The organism is Mycobacterium sp. DL, from assembly GCF_039729195.1.
GTDB lineage: Bacteria > Actinomycetota > Actinomycetes > Mycobacteriales > Mycobacteriaceae > Mycobacterium > Mycobacterium hippocampi_A.
This window is the reverse complement of sequence record NZ_CP155796.1, coordinates 3,595,899-3,613,208: the sequence shown is the minus strand read 5'-3', so window position 1 is coordinate 3,613,208 and position 17,310 is coordinate 3,595,899. Positions and strand designations below refer to the sequence as shown.

Here is a 17,310-nt window from a genome sequence, read left to right as displayed (position 1 = left end):
AGAGTGTGGGCTGTCAGAGCGTGGGCTGTCAGACGCAGCGGATTGACTGGACACTAGTCCAGTTTAGGCAGACCGGCCCCGATCAGGCAATCCGGCATTGAAAGCGGTTGCTGGGAAACACTATTGGGAGTTTGGTCGAGTAATTCGGATCGGATATTGCGCCATGCGGGTGTTTTCTGACGTTGAAAGCGGGTCAATATCAAGACACGTGTCCAGTTTGATCGCGAAGAGGAAGATTCGGCATTCGCGAGTGGACCAGCGCTGAGACGCCGGTTCGATAGGGCTACCACCACCCTCTTGCCGAGATCTACATGAAGGTTGTGGTTCGCACGTCGACAAGAAATTGAGCAGCCGTCGCGTCGATCTCGCGACGAGCAGTCCGAGCAGACTTTGATCCGACTGACATAGACCGTTCGGTGCCGGCCGCGACCCTCTGAGCAGGGAGGGTCAGCCCGCGCCCTTGCCGTTGTCCACCCGGTACACCGCGCCGTGGATCGCCGCAGCGTCGTCGCTGGCCAGGAACGCGATCGTCTTGGCCACATCGACGGTTTCCATGAACCCACGCGGTGAGGCGATGCGCATGATCAGGTCCCAGTCGGCGTTCTCCGGTGCCTGGAACTCCGTGGCCTGCGCGGTCGGCATGCCCCCGGGGCAGATCGCGTTGACTCGAAGCCGCTCCTTGGTGAACTCGACGGCCAGCGCGCGGGTCAAGCCGATCAGCCCGTGCTTAGCCGCGCAGTAGCCCGCCGAGTACACCTCACCCTCGACGCCTGCGATCGACGACACGTTGACGATGTTGCCGCCGGTCTCCAGGAGGTGCGGCAGGGCCGCGCGGCACAGGTAGAACGGTCCGTTGAGGTTCACCGCGAGGTCGGTTTCCCAGTCTTCGTCCGACGTCGTCACCGTGTGCCGCATCTGGTGGAAGCCTGCGACATTGGCAAGAACGTCGAGACGCCCGAAGTGCGCGACACAATCCGCGACGGCCTGCGCGCAGGCCTGCGGTGACGAGATGTCCACCGAGGCGAAGGCTCCGCCCGGAACGTCGGCGAACACCTCTGTCATGCGCGAGGCATCCCTGGCGATGCCGAAGACCTTCGCCCCCCGCTCGGCGAACAACCGGGCCGTCGCCGCGCCCAGACCTGCTGACGCACCGGTGACCAACGCGACTTTCCCGCTCAACTGAGTCATGTCCACGACCTTCTCACGGCCGTTGCAGCGGTCAGACAGCGGCGCGGGGCGCGACCGGGGGAACCGCCGCCAACAGGTCGCGCGTGTACTGCTGCTCGGGGGCGGCGAACAGGTCGTCGGCGGGCCGGTTCTCGACGACCGCACCGTCGCGCATCACCAGCACGTCATGGCTGAGGCGGCGGATCACCGCGAGATCATGACCGATGAGCAGATAGGTCAGCCCGAGTTCTCGCTGCAGGTGTGACAGTAGCTCGAGCACCCTCGCCTGCACCGACACGTCCAGCGATGCGGTCGCCTCGTCGAGGATGAGCAGATCGGGCTCGGCGGCCAGCGCGCGGGCGATGCTCACCCGCTGACGTTGTCCACCCGAGAGTTCGTGCGGGTACCGCTGGGCGAACTCGGTTGGCAGCCCGACGAGTTCGAGCAGTTCGGCGACGCGGGCGCGACGCGCCGCGGCGCCATCGACCAGTCCGTGCACCCGCAGCGGCTCCGAGACCGAGGTCTCCACTCGGGCACGAGGATTCAGCGATGAGAACGGGTCCTGGAACACCAGGCCGATGCGTCGGCGCAGCGCCCTGCCCGCCGACCCCTTCGCGTGCAGGATGTCGGTGCCGTCCAGGGTGGCACTTCCACCGTCGGGCTTCACCAGGCCGGTCAGTGCGGCGGCGACGGTGGACTTGCCCGAACCGGATTCGCCCACCAGCCCCAGCGTCGTCGCACGGCGAATCCGGAACGACACGTCCTTGACCGCATGCACCGTCGAGCGTCCCACCGGCGTCGACACGGCGAATCGCACATCGAGTCCGTCGACCTGCAGCAGCGTCTCGGCATCGGTCACCGCGGCCGGCCCGGAGCGGTCGAGAACCGGTCGCGCGGCGAGCAACTCGCGGGTGTACTCGTCGCGCGGGTGGTCGAAGACCTCCATGATCGGGGCCTGCTCGACGGCGGCACCGTTGCGCAGCACCGTCACGTCCCGGGCCACCTGGCCGATCACCCCCAGGTCGTGGCTGATCCACACCACCGCGGTCCCGAAATCGCGCTGGAGGGCCCGCACCAGTTCGATGATCTGGGCCTGCGTCGTGACGTCCAGTGCGGTCGTCGGCTCGTCGGCGATAAGCACTTCGGGGTCACACGCCAGCGCGATCGCGATCATCACCCGCTGGCGCTGGCCGCCGGAGAGTTGGTGCGGGTACGCGTGCAGACGCATCTGGGGGTCGGGCAGGCCGACCGCCTCGAGCAGCTCCAACGCGCGGGCGTTCGCTTCCCGACGCGTCATTCGGCGATGTGTCTCAAGGGATTCGGTGATCTGACGTCCGAGGGTCAGCAGGGGGTTCAGTGAGGTCCCGGGATCCTGGAAGACGAACCCGATGCGCGCTCCGTGCACGCGGCGCAGTGTCCGCGCAGGGGCGCCCACCAACTGGACCGGTTCGCCGGTCGGGTCGTCGAGGGTGCTGGTTCCCGACACCCGCGCGCCCGGGGCGTCGAGCAGGCCGGTCGCCGCCAGGACCGTCATCGACTTGCCCGAACCCGACTCACCCACGATGCCCAGGGTCTGCTCCCGGTGGACGTCGAACGACACACCGTCGACGAGCGTGCGCGACCCGATGCGCACACCGAGGTCGCGGACACTCAGCACTGGCGGGGAACTCGTCACTCGCGCCTCCGGGCCTCGATCATGGTGCGCTGCTTGGGATCGAGCACATCGCGCAACCCGTCGCCGAACAGGTTGAATGCGAGCACGATGACAAAGATCGCGGCACCCGGGAAGACGGCCATCCACCACGCCAGCGTCACGAAACCCTGGGAGTCGAAGATCATCCGGCCCAGCGACGGCTGCGGGGGCTGGATTCCCAGACCGAGGAACGACAGTGCGGCCTCGGACAGGATGGCGAAGGCCAGTGAGAGGGAGGTCTGCACGATCAACGGACCGGCGATGTTGGGCACGATGTGGCGGCGCAGGATGTACAGGTCGCCGGCGCCCATCGCCCGCGAGACCGCCACATACGGTTCGGTGCGCACTCCCAGAGTGCTGGCCCGCGCCACCCGCGCGAAGATCGGCGTGAACACGATGCCGATCGCCAGGATGGTGGTGGGCACCCCGGGTCCGAGGATGGCGACGATGGCCAGCGCCAGCAGCAGCACCGGGAACGCGAACATCACGTCGACAACACGCATCAGCACGGTGTCGAGCCAGCCGCCGCGATATCCGGCCAGGAGGCCGATGGTCAACCCGACCACCACGGCGAACGTCACGCTCACGACGGCGATCTGCATGGACGCCTGGATGGCGACCAGCACCCGGGACAACACGTCTCGGCCCAACTCGTCGGTGCCGAACCAGTGGTCGCCACTGGGTGGTTGCAGAGCGTTGGGAACATCGATGTCGTTGACACCGAAGGGCGCGATCCAGCTCGCGGCCACCGCGATGACGGCCACCGCGGCCAACGTCAGCGCGCTGACGAGAGTGATGGGATTCCGCGCGAGCAGCCGCCATGACGCCACTCGTGTCGAACCGGTGCTCTCCGTCGTCGTCATGCCAGCCGGATCCTCGGGTCGACCACCGCGTAGAGCACATCAACGAGCAGGTTGATCAGCAGGAACAGCGCGGCGATCAGAAGCACCGCGCCCTGGATCAACGGGTAGTCCCTGGCCGCCACGGCGTTGAACACCAGCCGTCCCAGCCCAGGCCAGGCGAACACCACCTCCACGACGATGACACCGCCGAGGATCGTCGCGAGCTGGATCCCGGTGATGGTGAGTATCGGGACCAGCGCGTTGCGGACGGTGTGGCGCAGCGTGACCACGCGCGGTGACAGGCCCTTGGACCGGGCGGTGCGCACGTAGCCCATCGCGGCTACCTCGAGCACAGCCGACCGGACATAGCGGGTCATGATCGCCGCCGCCACGACGCCGACGGTGAGGGCAGGCAGGATGATGTGGCGCAACCAGCCGCCTGGGTCGCCGAACAGCGGCCGGTACCCCGAAGTAGGCAGCCAGCCCAGCGTCGTCGAGAAGAGGGCGATCAGCAGGATGCCCAGCCAGAAATCCGGCACCGAGACGCCGAATTGGCTTGTGATGCGGACGATCCCGTCGCTGATCCGGCCTTCGCGCAGCGCCGAGTAGATGCCCGCCGGCAACGCGATCAGCAACGCGATCGCCATACCGGCGAATCCCAGCGACAGCGTCGCAGGCAGTCGCTCCAGCAGTGTCACGGTGACGGGGTCGCCATTGCGGAAGCTGACCCCGAGATCGCCGGTCAGCGCCGACCCGAGGTAGCCGAAGAACTGCGAGACGATCGGGCGGTCCATCCCGCTGGCGGCGCGCAACGCGTCGTAGGACTCCGGCGTGTAGCGGGTGCCCAGGGCGATCCGGACCGGGTCCCCGGGCACCAGATGCACCAGTGCAAAAACCAGCACCAGCACGCCGAACAGCACGACAGCCGAATACATCAGCCTGCGTGCGACGAAGCGGACGATCGGATGGGTCAGCAGGGACGTAGCGGAGGAAGTGGCCGTAGCGGACATGGCTAGGCATCACCGTCCGACGTCAGTGACGCATCGCGGAACCGGACCGCGCCGTCGCGGCGCGCCTCATAACCCGTCAGCGCCGGATTCCAGGCCTGGATCACCGACGGGTTGTACAGGTAGATGTAGCTGACCTGGTCGGCGATCAGGGTGGCGGCCCTCGCATAGGAGTCGGCCCGCACGGCGCGGTCGGTCTCGACCCGGCCCGCGTCGAGCAACCGGTCGACCTCGGGGTCGGAGAACTTCTGTGCGTTGCTGGTGCCGTCGGTGTGGTGTTGGGCGTAGTAGAAGTCGTCCGGATCGATGTTGCCCAGCCATCCCATCATCAACATGTCGAAGTTGCCGGAGTTCTGCTCGTCGAGCCAGGTGGCGAAGTCGACGGTGCGGATGTCGACGGTGATGCCCAGTGGCGCAAGGTTATCGGCGATGATCTGAGCCGACGTCACGGTCTCGGGATACTCGTTGGTGACCAGCATGTCCAGATTCGTCGGCGCCGCGCCGGCCTCCTGCAGTAGTTCCCGTGCCCTGTCGATGCCGCCGTCGCGATACCGGTCGTAGGGCGTGTACCAGGGATTGCCCTGCGGGATGGCGAGTTCGTTGAGCGCGGCGGTGCCGTAACTGGTCGCCTGGACGATCGCCTGCCGGTCGACTGCGTAGGCGATCGCCTGTCGCACCCGGACGTCGTTCCACGGCGCACGGGCCTCGTTGAGAGCGAGATACCAGTAGTCGTTGCTGGGCGTGACCGCCAGCTCGATGGAATCGTCCTCGCCGAGCTGTGCGACCCGTTGCGGCGGAACGGAGTCGGTCCAGTCGATCTCACCGGCCTGAAGAGCAGACAGCGCCGTGGACGGTTCGGAGATGAACCGGAACGTCACCCCGGTGATCTCCGGTGCCCCGTCCCAGTAGTCCGGATTGGCCGCCAGCGTGATGGAGTCACCGCTGCGCTGGTCGCGGAAGCTGAACGGGCCGGTTCCGATCGGCCGGGTGGCGATCTGTCCACTCTCGACGTTCTCGCGCGACACGATCGCCATGCCCTTGAACCCGCCGAGGTTGGTGAGCATGTTCGGGGTCGGACGATCCGTCCGGATCACCACCGTCAACGGGTCGGGGGCCTCGACGGCGGTGACCGCGCTGAACTTGTCGGAGTTGGTCAACTCCTCGTCGATGATCCGGCGGTACGAGAACACCACGTCATCGGCGGTCAGCGGGGTGCCGTCGTGGAAAACGACGCCGTCACGCAGGCGAAAGGTCCAGGTGAGTTCGTCGGGACTGACCTCCCACGACTCGGCCAGAGCAGGCTGCATCTCGAGGTTCTCGTCGGGTTCGACCAGCGTGTCGAACACGTTCTCGAGAACCTCGAACGAGAAGTAGGCGGAGGTCTTGTGCGGGTCCAGTTGGTCGGGCTCACCGGCGATGGCCGCCACCAGTCCGTCGGCGCCGGCGCCGAGGTCCACCCGTTGCCCCGTCGAACAGCCGGTCAGTGCCACGACAAGGGTCAAGGCGGCTGCGGCAACGCGGAGGACAGCGGTCGACACCGCCGTTCTCGACATATGCACCACCCTGGGATTCGAGTTCTGCCTCGACCTGACTACCCATCGGTCGTGAGGACAAACGCGTGACTTTGTCCACCCACGACTGAAATACTCGACGACGTGAAGCTCCTGCGCGGCCTGGTCGCCGCTGTCGTCGTCGTCGGGACCGCAGTAGTGCTCCCGGCCCCCGCCCACGCCGCGCAGGTCATGGAAGGTGTTTTCGACTACACGCCGGCCGAGGGTGCGGCCGGCACCTGGAGTATCTACCCGTCGTGTGTGCCGGTCGTCGGCGATCTCCGCGAACCGCTCTACCTGCCCGTCGGGTGCCGGCTGAAGGTCTCCGCGTCATCGGGCCTGCCCAGCGGTGACGCCAGGCTGGTCGGGGGACGGTGGAGCTTCAGCGTGCCCCAGAAGGAAGGTATCCAGTGCGCGGACGGCACCTGGGAGCCGACCGTCGAGGAGTTCACGTTCGACGACGCCACCATGTCGGGAACCCGTAGCGTCTCCCATTCGGGAGCGTGCGGCACCGCGCCTGCCCTCATCAACACGCCGTTCACGCTGGCGTTCAAGGAACCGCTGCCGATCCCGGTCGACCAGTACCCGTTGATCTGCGAGCCGGGCGGTCTGCGACGCTGCTTCTGACGCTGGTCTCCAGCTGCCCGATCAGGACAAGGCAGACCTACGACATGAGAGGCGGTGCGTGTGCGCGGATCCGACGTCAAGCGAGTGGTGATCTGGGGAACCGGATTCGTCGGCAAGATGGTGATCGCCGAGATCGTCAAACACCCGAACTTCGAACTGGTCGGCGTCGGAGTCAGCAACCCCGACAAGGTCGGTCGTGAGGTCGGAGAGCTCTGCGGGCTCGGTCGCACCCTCGGGCTGACCGCCACCGACGACGTCGAGGCGCTGATCGCGCTGCGCCCCGACGCACTCGTGCACTACGGCCCGACAGCGGCGCACGCCGAGGCCAACATCGAACTGATCACCCGCTTCCTGCGCGCCGGTATCGACGTCTGCTCGACGGCGATGACACCGTGGATCTGGCCGACGATGAACCTCAACCCGCCGAACTGGATCGAACCCATCACGGTGGCGTGCGAGCTGGGGGAGTCGTCGTGTTTCACCACCGGCATCGACCCCGGGTTCGCCAACGACCTGTTCCCGATGACACTGATGGGGCTGTGCTCGGAAGTGCGCCGGGTCCGGGCCTCCGAACTGCTGGACTACACCAACTACGAGGGCGACTACGACCGCGAGATGGGCATCGGCAGACCGCCCGAGTACCGGCCGATGCTGGAGAACCCCGACATCCTGGTGTTCGCCTGGGGGGCAACGGTTCCGATGATCGCCGACGCGGCGGGAATCATGCTCGACGACATCACCACCACGTGGGAGAAATGGGTGACACCCGAGGCGCGCAAGACCGCCAAAGGCGTCATCGAACCGGGCAACGTGGCCGCCGTTCGGTTCACCATCAACGGGGTGTACCGCGGTGAGACGCGCATCCAGCTCGAGCACGTCAACCGCATCGGCTACGACGCGGCACCCGACTGGCCTTCGGGCAACGAGAACGACGTCTACCGCGTCGACATCGAAGGAACCCCCAGCATCTTCCAGGAGACCGCGTTCCGGTTCACCGACGGGTCGGGGCGCGATGCCGCTGCCGCCGGCTGTCTGGCCACCGGGTTGCGCGCCCTCAATGCGGTGCCCGCCGTCAACGATCTGTCGCCGGGCTGGGTCACCGCTCTCGACCTACCGCTGATCCCGGGCGCCGGCACCATCCGCTAGCAACACCTCCTCGAGCCTGCGCTGCAGAAAACGCCGGGTCTGGGTGTTCCGTACCCGGGCGACGGCGAGTCGGTACTGATCGGCGGCCTCAGACGTTCGACCCAGCCGACGCAACAGGTCCGCACGTGCCGCCGCGAGTGTATGGCCTTGCGCGACCCGGGAATCGGTTCCGACGGCGTCGAGCTCGGCGAGTCCGACCCCAAACCCACGCAGAAACCCGACTGCCACAGCACGATTCAGGCGCACCGCGGGTGAGGCCGACCAGGCCGTCAGCTCGTCATAGGCCGCGACGATCACCCGCCAGTCGGTCGTCTCCCAACTCGGCGCGCTCGCGTGCGCCGCGGCGATTCCCGCCTGCGCCAGGTAGGGCCCACGGCCGAGCGACACCGCGCGTCGCAGGTGAGACATCCCGTCGGCGATCAACGCCGCATTCCATCTGCTGCGGTCCTGCTCCTCGAGGGGAACCAACTCACCGTCCGGGCCGACACGCTGAGCGCGCCGGCTGTCGTCGAGAACCATCAACGCCAGCAGCGCATGTGCTTCGGACTCGTCGGGCATCAGCTCACACAGCAGGCGTCCGAGTCGGACCGCCTCCGTGCACAGTTCGCCACGCACGACGTGGTCACCCTCGGTTGCGAAGTAGCCCTCCGCGAAGACGAGGTAGACGGCGGCGAGCACATCGGTGACCCGGTCCGACAGCAGGTGTCGGGGCGGCACCCGCAGCGGGATACCCGCAGTGCGAATCTTGGCCTTCGCTCTGGTGATCCGTTGCGCGATGGTCTTTTCCGGCTGCATGAAGGCTCGGGCGATCTCCACCGTGCGAAGTCCGCAGACCAGCCGCAGCGTCAACGCGACGCGCCCGTCCGGCGGGAGGGCCGGATGGCAGCAGGTGAACAGCAGCCGCAGTTGGTCATCGGGCACCGGGAACACCTCCCCGTCACCCGGAGGCGGGAGCAGCGTCGACGCGTCGGTCTCCTTCGTCGCGCGCAGCGACTCGCGGCGGAGTCGATCGATGGCCCGGTTGCGGGCAGCGGTGGTGATCCAGGCGCCGGCATTCTCGGGCGGCCCGCCGCGGGGCCATGTGCGCAGCGCATCGGCGAAAGCGTCCTGCACTGCGTCCTCGGCGAGCCCGATGTCGCCCACGAGGCGAGCGACCGTTGCCACTGCCCGGCCGAACTCCTCGCGGTAGACCCGGTCGATGTTCACCCGCCCATATCGACGACCCGACGCAGCTCGATACCGCCCTTGTCGCCGACCGGGATCTGCGCGGCCAGGGTCACGGCGCCGTCGCGATCGGCGGCAGCGAGGTAGTACAGACCGTTGACCACCTCGGCCGACTCCGCGAACGGGCCGTCGGTGACCACCATCTGCCCGTCACGGACCCGAACCGTCGTTGCGGCGACCGCCGGGTGGAGCGCGCCACCGCCACGGATCACCCCGCCATGCTTCTCGCCGAACACCACATGCTCTTCGACGCCGCGGTTCCATTCGGCGGACCCCGGATCGAGTGTCATGTCGCGTGGTTCGAAGAGCAACGCCAGCCACCAATCCGCCTGCGCGCCTTCATCCTGCCGGTAGTCCACCATGGGCCACAGCTCGACCGCGCCGCCGGCGTCGCCTGCCGCCGGGATCTGAGCGGCGAGTTCGAGCGCGTCGTCGAGGTTGTCGCGGTCGAGCACCATGATTCCCCCGATCACCTCCGCCGCCTCGACGAACGGTCCGTCGGTGACGATCGGATCCGTCGCGCCGTGGCGAACCGATACCGCTTCGCCGGCCGGGTACAGGGCGGCCCCGCCGACGATCGCCGCGCCCGCCACCTCGTCGAAAGCCGCATACCGTGCCACATCCTCTGCGAACTCCGCGGTCTCGGGGTCCGCCGTCACCGGATCTTCGCGCCAGTACAGCAGGGCCAAGTAGTACATGTTCATGGATCCTTCCTGGTAGTCGTGGGGTGCGAAACCCCCTTACCAAGACGACGAAGACACTCCCGCGATCTCTACACCCGCAGGCCGTCAGCTTTTCGGACGCTTGAACAGCACGACGTGCGCCAGCGGAATCTGCATCTGCTGCGGCGCGGCGGTCAGGCGTTGCGCGACACCGGCCTCGAGTCGGTCGAAGATCTCCGCCGCCCGCGGATCCGCGTTGCCGTCGGCGAGGGCGTTCGACAGCGTCGGAAACACCGATGCCCTGGCGAACCCCGCCCAGCGAGCACCGAAAGCCGCTGCATCACTGTCTATCCGGTAGCGGCCCCAGAATCGGTCCTCGGCGTCGAAGATCTCGAGGTGTTCGATCTCGAGCCGTTCGAAGCGTCCCGACGGTGCGAACGGTGCCGCGAAGTCGGCGGCCCGACGCCCGACCGTCGGCACGCACATCCGGGTCACCTCGTCGTCGGTGAGCAGCCCATCGGTCGCCAACTCGTTGAGCCCATCCATCATCGCCGACAGCAGTGGCCGGTAACCGAACTCACCGTCCTCGCCGATGGCCATCGTCGTCACGACCAGGCGGCCGCCGGGACACAGTTCCCGGCCCCGGAACGCGATGAACTCGTGCCAGTCGTGTGCGGCCTGTTTGGCGTACGCCACACGCACGGATTCGTCGGAGCAGTAAGCCACCTGGAGGTGGTCACCGATGACGGCGGGGACCCGGCTGAGCCACTGGATCGCCCAGGAGCTCCAGCCGAGGTTCACGCTGGCCGATGGCAGGATCTGTGAGTAGAACGACCGGCCGACCGCCGACGCGAACGTCGCGCGGTCCTTGCGCAGATAGGTGTCGGGGTCCTCCTCCAGCGTCCGGAACAGCGCAGTGAAATCGTTGTCCGGCTTGTCGGTGTGGACCACCAGCACGGAGTGTTCCGGACGGGTTCGCTTGCGGAGCACTGCGATCGCGGCGTTGACGGGAAGCAGCGAGTTGTAGCCGGTGGACGCGCCGTAGTCGGCGATCACGATCGGCTGCGGTGCCGACGGGATGGGCACCTCGGTGGCAGCCTGCTCGAAGACCGCGATGGCCGACTGGAGTCCGGCCGCCTGCAGGCGCGCAGCAGCGGTGTAGGAGCTGCTGTCGGCCGGCTCCGGCTGCACGACGATGCTGGACTCGGGCACTCCTTGGACGGTAGTCCTCACGCGGCGGGCGCGCCGCGGAAGCGTTCATGACACACTTTCGCGATGGCGGGACGGGTCGGTCCACGGATCGCGATCGTCAGCGCGATCCTGACGCTGGTTGTCGGCGGGGCCGGGTTCATCATCGCGATCGTGCTGAACGTCTTCGTGTTCGACGAGTTCGACGCCTACGGCGAGGTGCCGATTCCGGGTAGTGGCCGACTCCAGTTACCCGCCGGCGAAGTCACCGTCAGCTTTCACACCCTGGTGACGGGGGGCGTCAACGGCGGGTTCCCGGTGCCACCCCTCGGGCTCGGCATCGAACCGCCCGACGGCGTGCCCGAACCGATCGTGACCGAGACCATGGGGTCGACCACGTCGATCAACAGCGATGTCCGTGTCCGGATCTGGGTCGCGCAGATTCCGCAGGACGGCCTCTACGAGATCTCGACCGACGGCGATGTCGGCGGATACATCAATCCGCAGCTGGCGTTCGGTCGCGACACCTCGCCGGGGTGGCTGCTGTGGATGTTCGGTGGCCTCGCCGCGGCAGGGGCAGCCGGACTGATGATGGCGCTGAGCTGGCGAACACGCTCGGGCAGACGGCCGCAGCCGCTGCGGGCGCCGGTCAGCCTCGACGAGCCGAGCTGGCCTGGTCCGCTCCCGCCGCCGGTCGAGAGCTACGAGCCCACAGACCGGGGCGTGCGACTGGAGCAGCTCAAAACCCTGGCGGCGCTGCGTGATTCCGGAGCGCTGACCGACGCCGAGTTCGAGGCCGAGAAGCGCCGGATCCTGGGCAGCTAGCTGCTTCAGGCGACAGGCAGCTCAGCTGCCGCGGGCCACCCACTCGTCGTAGTGCACGATCTCGTCGCCGACTGTCGTCGTGTCGCCGTGGCCGGTGTAGACGACCGTCTCGCCGGGCAGCTTTCCGAGCCGACCCGAGATCGATTCCAGGATGGTGGGGAAGTCGGAGTACGAGCGGCCGGTGGCGCCGGGCCCACCCTGGAACAGGGTGTCGCCGCTGAACACCGCACCCAATTCGGGTGCGTGCCAGCACACCGAGCCGGGGGAGTGTCCCGGCGTGTGCAGTGCGCGCAGTTCGGTGCCGGCGACGCGCAGTGTCTCGCCGTCGGCGACCGGGCGGAAGTCACTGTCGGGGTGAGTCATTCGCCAGAGGACGTCGTCGGCAGGGTGCATCAGCACCGGCGCGTCGAGTGCGGCTCCGAGCTGCGGCGCGACGGTGACGTGATCGTTGTGACCGTGTGTGCACACCACTGCGATCACGTGCCTGCCGCCGACGGCGTCGATGATCGGTTGGGCGGTGTGGGCGGCGTCGAAGACCACCACTTCCTTGTCGTCGCCGACGAGCCAGATGTTGTTGTCGACATCCCAGCTGCCGCCGTCGAGTTCGAACGTGCCGCTGGTGACCAGTCGCTGGATCGGGCCGCTCACAGGACCACCACCGAGCGCAGAACCTCACCGGCGTGCATCTTGTGGAACGCGTCCTCGATGTCGCCGAGTCCGATGCGCTCGGAGACGAACTTGTCGAGTGGGAACCGGCCTTGCAGGTACAGGCTGATCAGTGTCGGGAAGTCACGTTCAGGCAGGCAGTCGCCGTACCACGAGGACTTCAGTGACCCGCCGCGGGAGAAGAAGTCGATCATCGGCATCTCCAGTGTCATGTCCGGCGTCGGGACCCCGACCAGGACCACGGTGCCCGCGAGATCGCGGGCGTAGAACGCCTGCTTCCAGGTCTCGGGCCGACCGACCGCGTCGATCACCACGTCGGCGCCGTTGCCGTCGGTCAGATCCTGGATCGTCTTCACCGGGTCCAGCTCGCGGGCGTTGACGGTGTGGGTGGCGCCGAACTCGCGCGCCCACTCCAACTTCCGGTTGTCCGTGTCGACCGCGATGATGCGTTTGGCGCCGACCAGCCGGGCACCGGCGATCGCGGCGTCCCCGACGCCGCCGCAGCCGATCACCGCCACGGTGTCGTCGCGGTTGATGGCCCCGGTGTTGATCGCCGCGCCGAGGCCTGCCATCACACCGCAGCCGAGCAGCCCGGCTGCGGCCGGGTCGGCGGCGGGATCGACCTTGGTGCACTGGCCTTCGTGCACCAGCGTCTTGTCGGCGAACGCGCCGATTCCCAGCGCCGGGGTCAGCGGCGTGCCGTCGGTCAGCGTCATCGGCTGGGCGGCGTTGAAGGTGTCGAAACACAGATGCGGTCGACCGCGCTTGCACGCCCGGCACTGCCCGCACACCGCCCGCCAGTTGAGGACCACGAAGTCTCCCGGCTCGACGTTGGTGACCCCGGCGCCGACTGTTTCGACGATGCCCGCGGCCTCATGGCCGAGCAGGAACGGGAACTCGTCGTTGATCCCGCCGTCGCGATAGGTCAGGTCGGTGTGGCACACCCCGCACGCTTGGATGTCGACGACGACCTCACCTGGTCCCGGGTCGGGGATGACGATATCCACCACCTCGACCGGCTGAGCTTTCGTCCGGGAGATCACACCTCGCACCGTCTGAGTCATGCCTACAACCTAATGGTTCGACTACGAAGTGGAACAACGTCCAAACGCATGTCCAGTGTGGACCCATACCCTCGCGCGCTTCGACGGCCTAGCGTCGTGGACATGACGACAGCGCACGAATCATCAGCGATCCCGACCGACACCGGAGAGGCGTTCGCCGAGCGCATCGTCGGAACCATCGATGCCGCCAGCGTGGCCATCCTGCTGTCGATCGGGCATCAGACCAAGCTCTTCGACACCCTCGCCGAGCTCCCGGCGGCCACCAGCACCCAGATCGCCGATGCCGCCGGGCTGAACGAACGGTATGTGCGGGAGTGGCTCGGTGGTGTGGTCGCCGGACAGATCGTCGATTACGACCCTGCGGCGCAGACGTATTCGCTGCCCGCGCATCGGGCCGCGGTGCTCACTCGGGCGGGCGGGCCCGACAACCTCGCGCGCGTCGCGCAGTTCATCCCGCTGTTGAGCGAGGTGGAGCAGAAGGTGATCGAGTGCTTCCACCACGGCGGCGGGTTGTCCTACAGCGAGTATCCGCGCTTTCACACGCTGATGGCCGAAGAGAGCGGGCAGGTGTTCGACGCCGCGCTGATCGACGGCATCCTGCCGATGGTCGACGGCCTGCCGGACCGGCTGCGGGCCGGCGCCGATGTCGCGGACTTCGGCTGCGGCAGCGGCCACGCCGTGAACCTGATGGCGCAGGCCTTCCCGAACAGCCGGTTCGTCGGTATCGATTTCTCCCAGGAGGGCCTCGCCGCGGGCGCCGCCGAGGCCCACCACCTCGGGCTGAAGAACGTCACCTTCGAGTCGGCCGACGTCGCCGAGGACCGCCGCACCGAGGCCTTCGACGTCGTCACCGCCTTCGACGCCATCCACGACCAGGCGCACCCCGCGCAGGTGCTGGCGAACATCCATCGCGCACTGCGACCCGGAGGGGTCTTCCTGATGGTGGACATCAAGGCGTCGAGCCGCCTGGAGGACAACATCGGGGTGCCGTTCGCCTCCTATCTGTACACCGTGTCGACGATGCACTGCATGAGCGTGTCGCTGGGTCTGGACGGCGACGGCCTCGGCACCTGCTGGGGCCGCGACGTGGCCACGTCGATGCTGGCGGACGCCGGATTCGACGATGTGCAGGTTCGTGAGATCGAGTCCGATCCGCTCAACTTCTACTACATCGCAGGCAAGTCCTAGCCGGGTCAGGTCCTCGACGGACAGGTAGACACCCGTACGGTCGAGGGCATGGATCTACACACACTGGCTTTCGAATGGACGGAGACAAGTCGCTACTGGCTCGGAGAAGTTCCGCTGCGAATCACGCTGTACATCGTGGCGGTCCTGATCGCCCGCTACATGCTGCACCGGATGATCGACCGGGCGACCGGCCGATCCCGCAAGAAGCTCCGCGTGGACGACAACACGCCGACGAAGCCGCCGTTGCTGCGAGGTCTGCGTGATCGGGTGCCGGCGACAGCGAGCAGCCAGCAGTTGTCCGAACGCCGGCTGCAGCGGGCGCAGACCATCGGGTCGGTCCTCAAGTCCACGGTGTCGATCGTGCTGTTGGTGTGGGTCATCCTCGCGATCCTCAATGTCCTCGGCGTCAACATCGCGCCCTTCATCGCCTCTGCCGGGGTGATCGGACTCGCCATCGGCTTCGGCGCCCAGAATCTGGTCCGTGACTTCGTCACCGGGGTGTTCATGCTGCTGGAGGACCAGTACGGGGTGGGTGACTTCGTCGACCTCGGCGAAGCGACCGGCGAGGTGCAGAGCGTCGGGTTGCGCATCACGACGGTCCGCGACATCGACGGCACCCTCTGGTACGTCCGCAACGGTGAGATCGCACGCGTGGGCAACATGAGCCAGGAGTACGCGGTTGCCCGCATCGAGGTTCCAGTGGCGTTGACCGCTGATGTGGACAGAGCCCAACAGGTGGCCGTCGAAGCGGCAGAAGCGGCGATCGCCGACGCCGCGGTGGCGGACAAGGTCCTCGGCCGGCCGGAGATGCTCGGTGTACAGGAGTTGTCGGCGGATCAGCTCACGCTGCGGATGACGCTCAAGACGCGCCCGAATGCGCAGTGGTCGGTGCAGCGCACCCTGCGGCGGGAGATCCTGCGCGCCTACGACGACAACGGTATCGACCTGCCGTACCCCCGCGGGCGCGTGCACGCCGTGGTCGGCGACTGAGGCGCCGGTGATGGCGGCACTCGACGCGCTCGCCGACTGGCCGGTGCCCACCGTCGCTGCGGCGGTGGTGGGGCCGTCCGGGGTGGTGGAAAGCTACGGCGACACCCGGCGTCGCTTCCCGCTGGCGTCGGTGACCAAGCCGTTGGTCGCCCGTGCCGCTCAGGTGGCCATCGAGGAGGGGGCTTTCGAACTCGACACCGAAGCCGGCCCGCCCGGATCTACGGTGCGTCACCTGCTCGCCCACACTGCCGGTTACGAGATGACGTCGGCCAAGGTGATCGCGCGACCGGGCACTCGGCGGATCTACTCGAACCACGGGTTCGCGGTGCTGGCCGAAGTGCTCGAACAGCAGTCCTCGATCGCGTTCGACACATATCTGGCCGAGGCGGTCCTCGAACCCCTCGGGATGGCCGACACGGTGCTCGGCGGTGGAGCGCAGGCCGCAGGCTACGGGGCTACGTCGTCGGTCGACGATCTCGTCAGGTTCGCCGGCGATCTGCTGACCCCGGTGACGGTGTCCGCACAGATGCATGAGGAGGCCACCAGCGTGCAGTTCCCCGGGCTCGACGGGGTGCTTCCCGGCTTCGGGGCGCAGCGCCCGAACGACTGGGGGTTGGGGTTCGAGATCCGCGACGGCAAATCACCGCACTGGACGGGTCAGGCGAACTCGGGTCGCACCTTCGGTCATTTCGGCCAGTCGGGAACGTTCCTGTGGGTCGATCCGGACGCCCGGCTGGCCCTGGTCGTGCTGACCGACCGCAAATTCGGGGAGTGGGCGCACACGGTGATGCCGGCACTGTCTGATGAAGTTCTGAGAGATTCAACACCGGACTAGCGCAACATCCGTCTCACAAGGCACAATGGACTCGCACAGCACAACTACATCTTCTGTCTCTCAAGTAATCCACCAGGTCGTTGGGGAAGACGTCCCTCGTGGAGCCGAAGGAGCAGTAGATGCGTGCAGCGAACCAATTCGCCGACGCGACGACGGGCGTGGTGTACATCCATGCCTCACCCGCGGCGGTGTGCCCTCACGTCGAGTGGGCGTTGTCGTCGACCCTCTCCGCGAGGGCGAATCTGAAGTGGACCCCGCAACCCGCCATGCCCGGGCAACTGCGTGCCGTCACCAACTGGGTCGGGCCGGTCGGCACCGGAGGGCAGTTGGCGAACGCGCTGCGTTCGTGGTCGGTGCTGCGTTTCGAGGTCACCGAGGATCCCAGTAGCGGCGTGGACGGCCACCGTTGGTGCCACACCCCGCAACTCGGACTGTGGAGCGGCGCGATGAGCGCCAACGGCGACGTGATGGTCGGGGAGATGCGGTTGCGCACCCTGATGGCCTCGGGTGCCGACATGTTGGCCGCCGAACTGGACTCCGTCCTGGGTACCGCGTGGGACGAAGCGCTCGAGGCCTACCGCGACGGCGGTAGAGGCGCCGAGGTCAGCTGGCTGAATCGGGGCGTCGGCTAGGTGC

At 67.4% G+C, this 17,310-nt stretch carries 17 protein-coding genes; 7 read left to right on the top strand and 10 right to left on the bottom strand.

The window, feature by feature from the left end:
• Positions 1-447 precede the first annotated feature (447 nt).
• Genes ABDC78_RS17205 through ABDC78_RS17185 form a run of 5 tightly spaced genes read right to left on the bottom strand, consistent with a single transcriptional unit; the run spans position 448 to position 6,262 of the window.
• Entirely contained in the window at positions 448-1,188 is a 741-nt protein-coding gene (locus tag ABDC78_RS17205; protein ID WP_178359937.1) for an SDR family oxidoreductase, read from the bottom strand.
• Positions 1,189-1,219: 31 nt separating this feature from the next.
• On the bottom strand, positions 1,220-2,842 hold the full coding sequence (locus tag ABDC78_RS17200) for an ABC transporter ATP-binding protein (RefSeq protein WP_178359938.1): 1,623 nt from the start codon (positions 2,840-2,842) through the stop codon (positions 1,220-1,222).
• Positions 2,839-3,723, bottom strand: coding sequence for an ABC transporter permease (locus ABDC78_RS17195; protein ID WP_178359939.1), 885 nt, complete (start codon positions 3,721-3,723; stop codon positions 2,839-2,841). The genes ABDC78_RS17200 and ABDC78_RS17195 overlap by 4 nt, the downstream gene beginning before the upstream one ends.
• On the bottom strand, positions 3,720-4,712 hold the full coding sequence (locus ABDC78_RS17190) for an ABC transporter permease (protein WP_178359940.1): 993 nt from the start codon (positions 4,710-4,712) through the stop codon (positions 3,720-3,722). Before ABDC78_RS17190 ends, ABDC78_RS17195 begins: the two co-directional genes overlap by 4 nt.
• Positions 4,713-4,714: 2 nt before the next feature.
• Positions 4,715-6,262, bottom strand: coding sequence for an ABC transporter substrate-binding protein (locus ABDC78_RS17185; protein ID WP_178359941.1), 1,548 nt, complete (start codon positions 6,260-6,262; stop codon positions 4,715-4,717).
• 102 nt (positions 6,263-6,364) lie between these two features.
• Here ABDC78_RS17185 and ABDC78_RS17180 point away from each other — a divergent pair, with 102 nt between their 5' ends.
• Together ABDC78_RS17180 and ABDC78_RS17175 are read left to right on the top strand one after the other, a co-directional pair.
• On the top strand, positions 6,365-6,886 hold the full coding sequence (locus ABDC78_RS17180; protein ID WP_178359942.1) for a hypothetical protein: 522 nt from the start codon (positions 6,365-6,367) through the stop codon (positions 6,884-6,886).
• 54 nt (positions 6,887-6,940) lie between these two features.
• Positions 6,941-8,032, top strand: a complete 1,092-nt coding sequence (locus tag ABDC78_RS17175) for a dihydrodipicolinate reductase (protein ID WP_178359943.1) — start codon at positions 6,941-6,943, stop codon at positions 8,030-8,032.
• Here the strand turns inward: ABDC78_RS17175 and ABDC78_RS17170 are convergent.
• The 3 genes from ABDC78_RS17170 to ABDC78_RS17160 all read right to left on the bottom strand — a co-directional run bounded on the left by ABDC78_RS17170 (position 7,997) and on the right by ABDC78_RS17160 (position 11,130).
• A complete protein-coding gene (locus ABDC78_RS17170) occupies positions 7,997-9,238 on the bottom strand; it encodes a sigma-70 family RNA polymerase sigma factor (RefSeq protein ID WP_178359944.1) in 1,242 nt (413 codons plus the stop codon). The genes ABDC78_RS17175 and ABDC78_RS17170 overlap by 36 nt on opposite strands.
• Complete coding sequence (locus ABDC78_RS17165; protein ID WP_178359945.1) at positions 9,235-9,954, bottom strand: YciI family protein; 720 nt, start codon at positions 9,952-9,954, stop codon at positions 9,235-9,237. Before ABDC78_RS17165 ends, ABDC78_RS17170 begins: the two co-directional genes overlap by 4 nt.
• 90 nt (positions 9,955-10,044) lie before the next feature.
• Positions 10,045-11,130 (bottom strand): SAM-dependent methyltransferase, encoded by a 1,086-nt coding sequence (locus ABDC78_RS17160; RefSeq protein ID WP_178359946.1) that lies wholly within the window; start codon positions 11,128-11,130, stop codon positions 10,045-10,047.
• Positions 11,131-11,193: 63 nt separating this feature from the next.
• On the opposite strand from ABDC78_RS17160, the gene ABDC78_RS17155 reads away from it, so the two are divergent.
• Positions 11,194-11,931 (top strand): SHOCT domain-containing protein, encoded by a 738-nt coding sequence (locus ABDC78_RS17155; RefSeq protein WP_178359947.1) that lies wholly within the window; start codon positions 11,194-11,196, stop codon positions 11,929-11,931.
• A 21-nt stretch (positions 11,932-11,952) separates the two neighbouring features.
• On the opposite strand, the gene ABDC78_RS17150 is transcribed toward ABDC78_RS17155, so the two are convergent.
• Both ABDC78_RS17150 and ABDC78_RS17145 read right to left on the bottom strand, forming a co-directional pair.
• Positions 11,953-12,579, bottom strand: coding sequence for an MBL fold metallo-hydrolase (locus ABDC78_RS17150; RefSeq protein ID WP_178359948.1), 627 nt, complete (start codon positions 12,577-12,579; stop codon positions 11,953-11,955).
• Positions 12,576-13,661: an S-(hydroxymethyl)mycothiol dehydrogenase gene (locus ABDC78_RS17145; RefSeq protein ID WP_178359949.1), complete on the bottom strand. Its 1,086-nt coding sequence runs from the start codon at positions 13,659-13,661 to the stop codon at positions 12,576-12,578. The genes ABDC78_RS17150 and ABDC78_RS17145 overlap by 4 nt, the downstream gene beginning before the upstream one ends.
• Positions 13,662-13,763: 102 nt before the next feature.
• Here ABDC78_RS17145 and ABDC78_RS17140 point away from each other — a divergent pair, with 102 nt between their 5' ends.
• The 4 genes from ABDC78_RS17140 (at position 13,764) to ABDC78_RS17125 (ending at position 17,306) form a co-directional block, all read left to right on the top strand.
• The gene (locus ABDC78_RS17140) at positions 13,764-14,849 is read left to right on the top strand and encodes a class I SAM-dependent methyltransferase (protein ID WP_178359950.1); all 1,086 of its coding nucleotides are present in this window, start codon (positions 13,764-13,766) and stop codon (positions 14,847-14,849) included.
• A 48-nt stretch (positions 14,850-14,897) separates the two neighbouring features.
• Entirely contained in the window at positions 14,898-15,839 is a 942-nt protein-coding gene (locus tag ABDC78_RS17135) for a mechanosensitive ion channel family protein (protein WP_178359951.1), read from the top strand.
• 10 nt (positions 15,840-15,849) lie between these two features.
• Positions 15,850-16,674, top strand: coding sequence for a serine hydrolase domain-containing protein (locus ABDC78_RS17130; RefSeq protein ID WP_178359952.1), 825 nt, complete (start codon positions 15,850-15,852; stop codon positions 16,672-16,674).
• A 119-nt stretch (positions 16,675-16,793) separates the two neighbouring features.
• Complete coding sequence (locus ABDC78_RS17125) at positions 16,794-17,306, top strand: DUF3145 domain-containing protein (protein WP_178359953.1); 513 nt, start codon at positions 16,794-16,796, stop codon at positions 17,304-17,306.
• Positions 17,307-17,310 lie beyond the last annotated feature (4 nt).

What these genes read in the sequence shown, in the direction of transcription:
- ABDC78_RS17205 (WP_178359937.1), bottom strand. Translation starts at nt 1,188, where the DNA reads ATGACTCAGTTGAGCGGGAAAGTCGCGTTGGTCACCGGTGCGTCAGCA.
- ABDC78_RS17195 (WP_178359939.1), bottom strand. Translation starts at nt 3,723, where the DNA reads ATGACGACGACGGAGAGCACCGGTTCGACACGAGTGGCGTCATGGCGG.
- ABDC78_RS17190 (WP_178359940.1), bottom strand. Translation starts at nt 4,712, where the DNA reads ATGTCCGCTACGGCCACTTCCTCCGCTACGTCCCTGCTGACCCATCCG.
- ABDC78_RS17185 (WP_178359941.1), bottom strand. Translation starts at nt 6,262, where the DNA reads ATGTCGAGAACGGCGGTGTCGACCGCTGTCCTCCGCGTTGCCGCAGCC.
- ABDC78_RS17165 (WP_178359945.1), bottom strand. Translation starts at nt 9,954, where the DNA reads ATGTACTACTTGGCCCTGCTGTACTGGCGCGAAGATCCGGTGACGGCG.
- ABDC78_RS17155 (WP_178359947.1), top strand. Translation starts at nt 11,194, where the DNA reads ATGGCGGGACGGGTCGGTCCACGGATCGCGATCGTCAGCGCGATCCTG.
- ABDC78_RS17145 (WP_178359949.1), bottom strand. Translation starts at nt 13,661, where the DNA reads ATGACTCAGACGGTGCGAGGTGTGATCTCCCGGACGAAAGCTCAGCCG.
- ABDC78_RS17140 (WP_178359950.1), top strand. Translation starts at nt 13,764, where the DNA reads ATGACGACAGCGCACGAATCATCAGCGATCCCGACCGACACCGGAGAG.
- ABDC78_RS17135 (WP_178359951.1), top strand. Translation starts at nt 14,898, where the DNA reads ATGGATCTACACACACTGGCTTTCGAATGGACGGAGACAAGTCGCTAC.
- ABDC78_RS17130 (WP_178359952.1), top strand. Translation starts at nt 15,850, where the DNA reads ATGGCGGCACTCGACGCGCTCGCCGACTGGCCGGTGCCCACCGTCGCT.
- ABDC78_RS17125 (WP_178359953.1), top strand. Translation starts at nt 16,794, where the DNA reads ATGCGTGCAGCGAACCAATTCGCCGACGCGACGACGGGCGTGGTGTAC.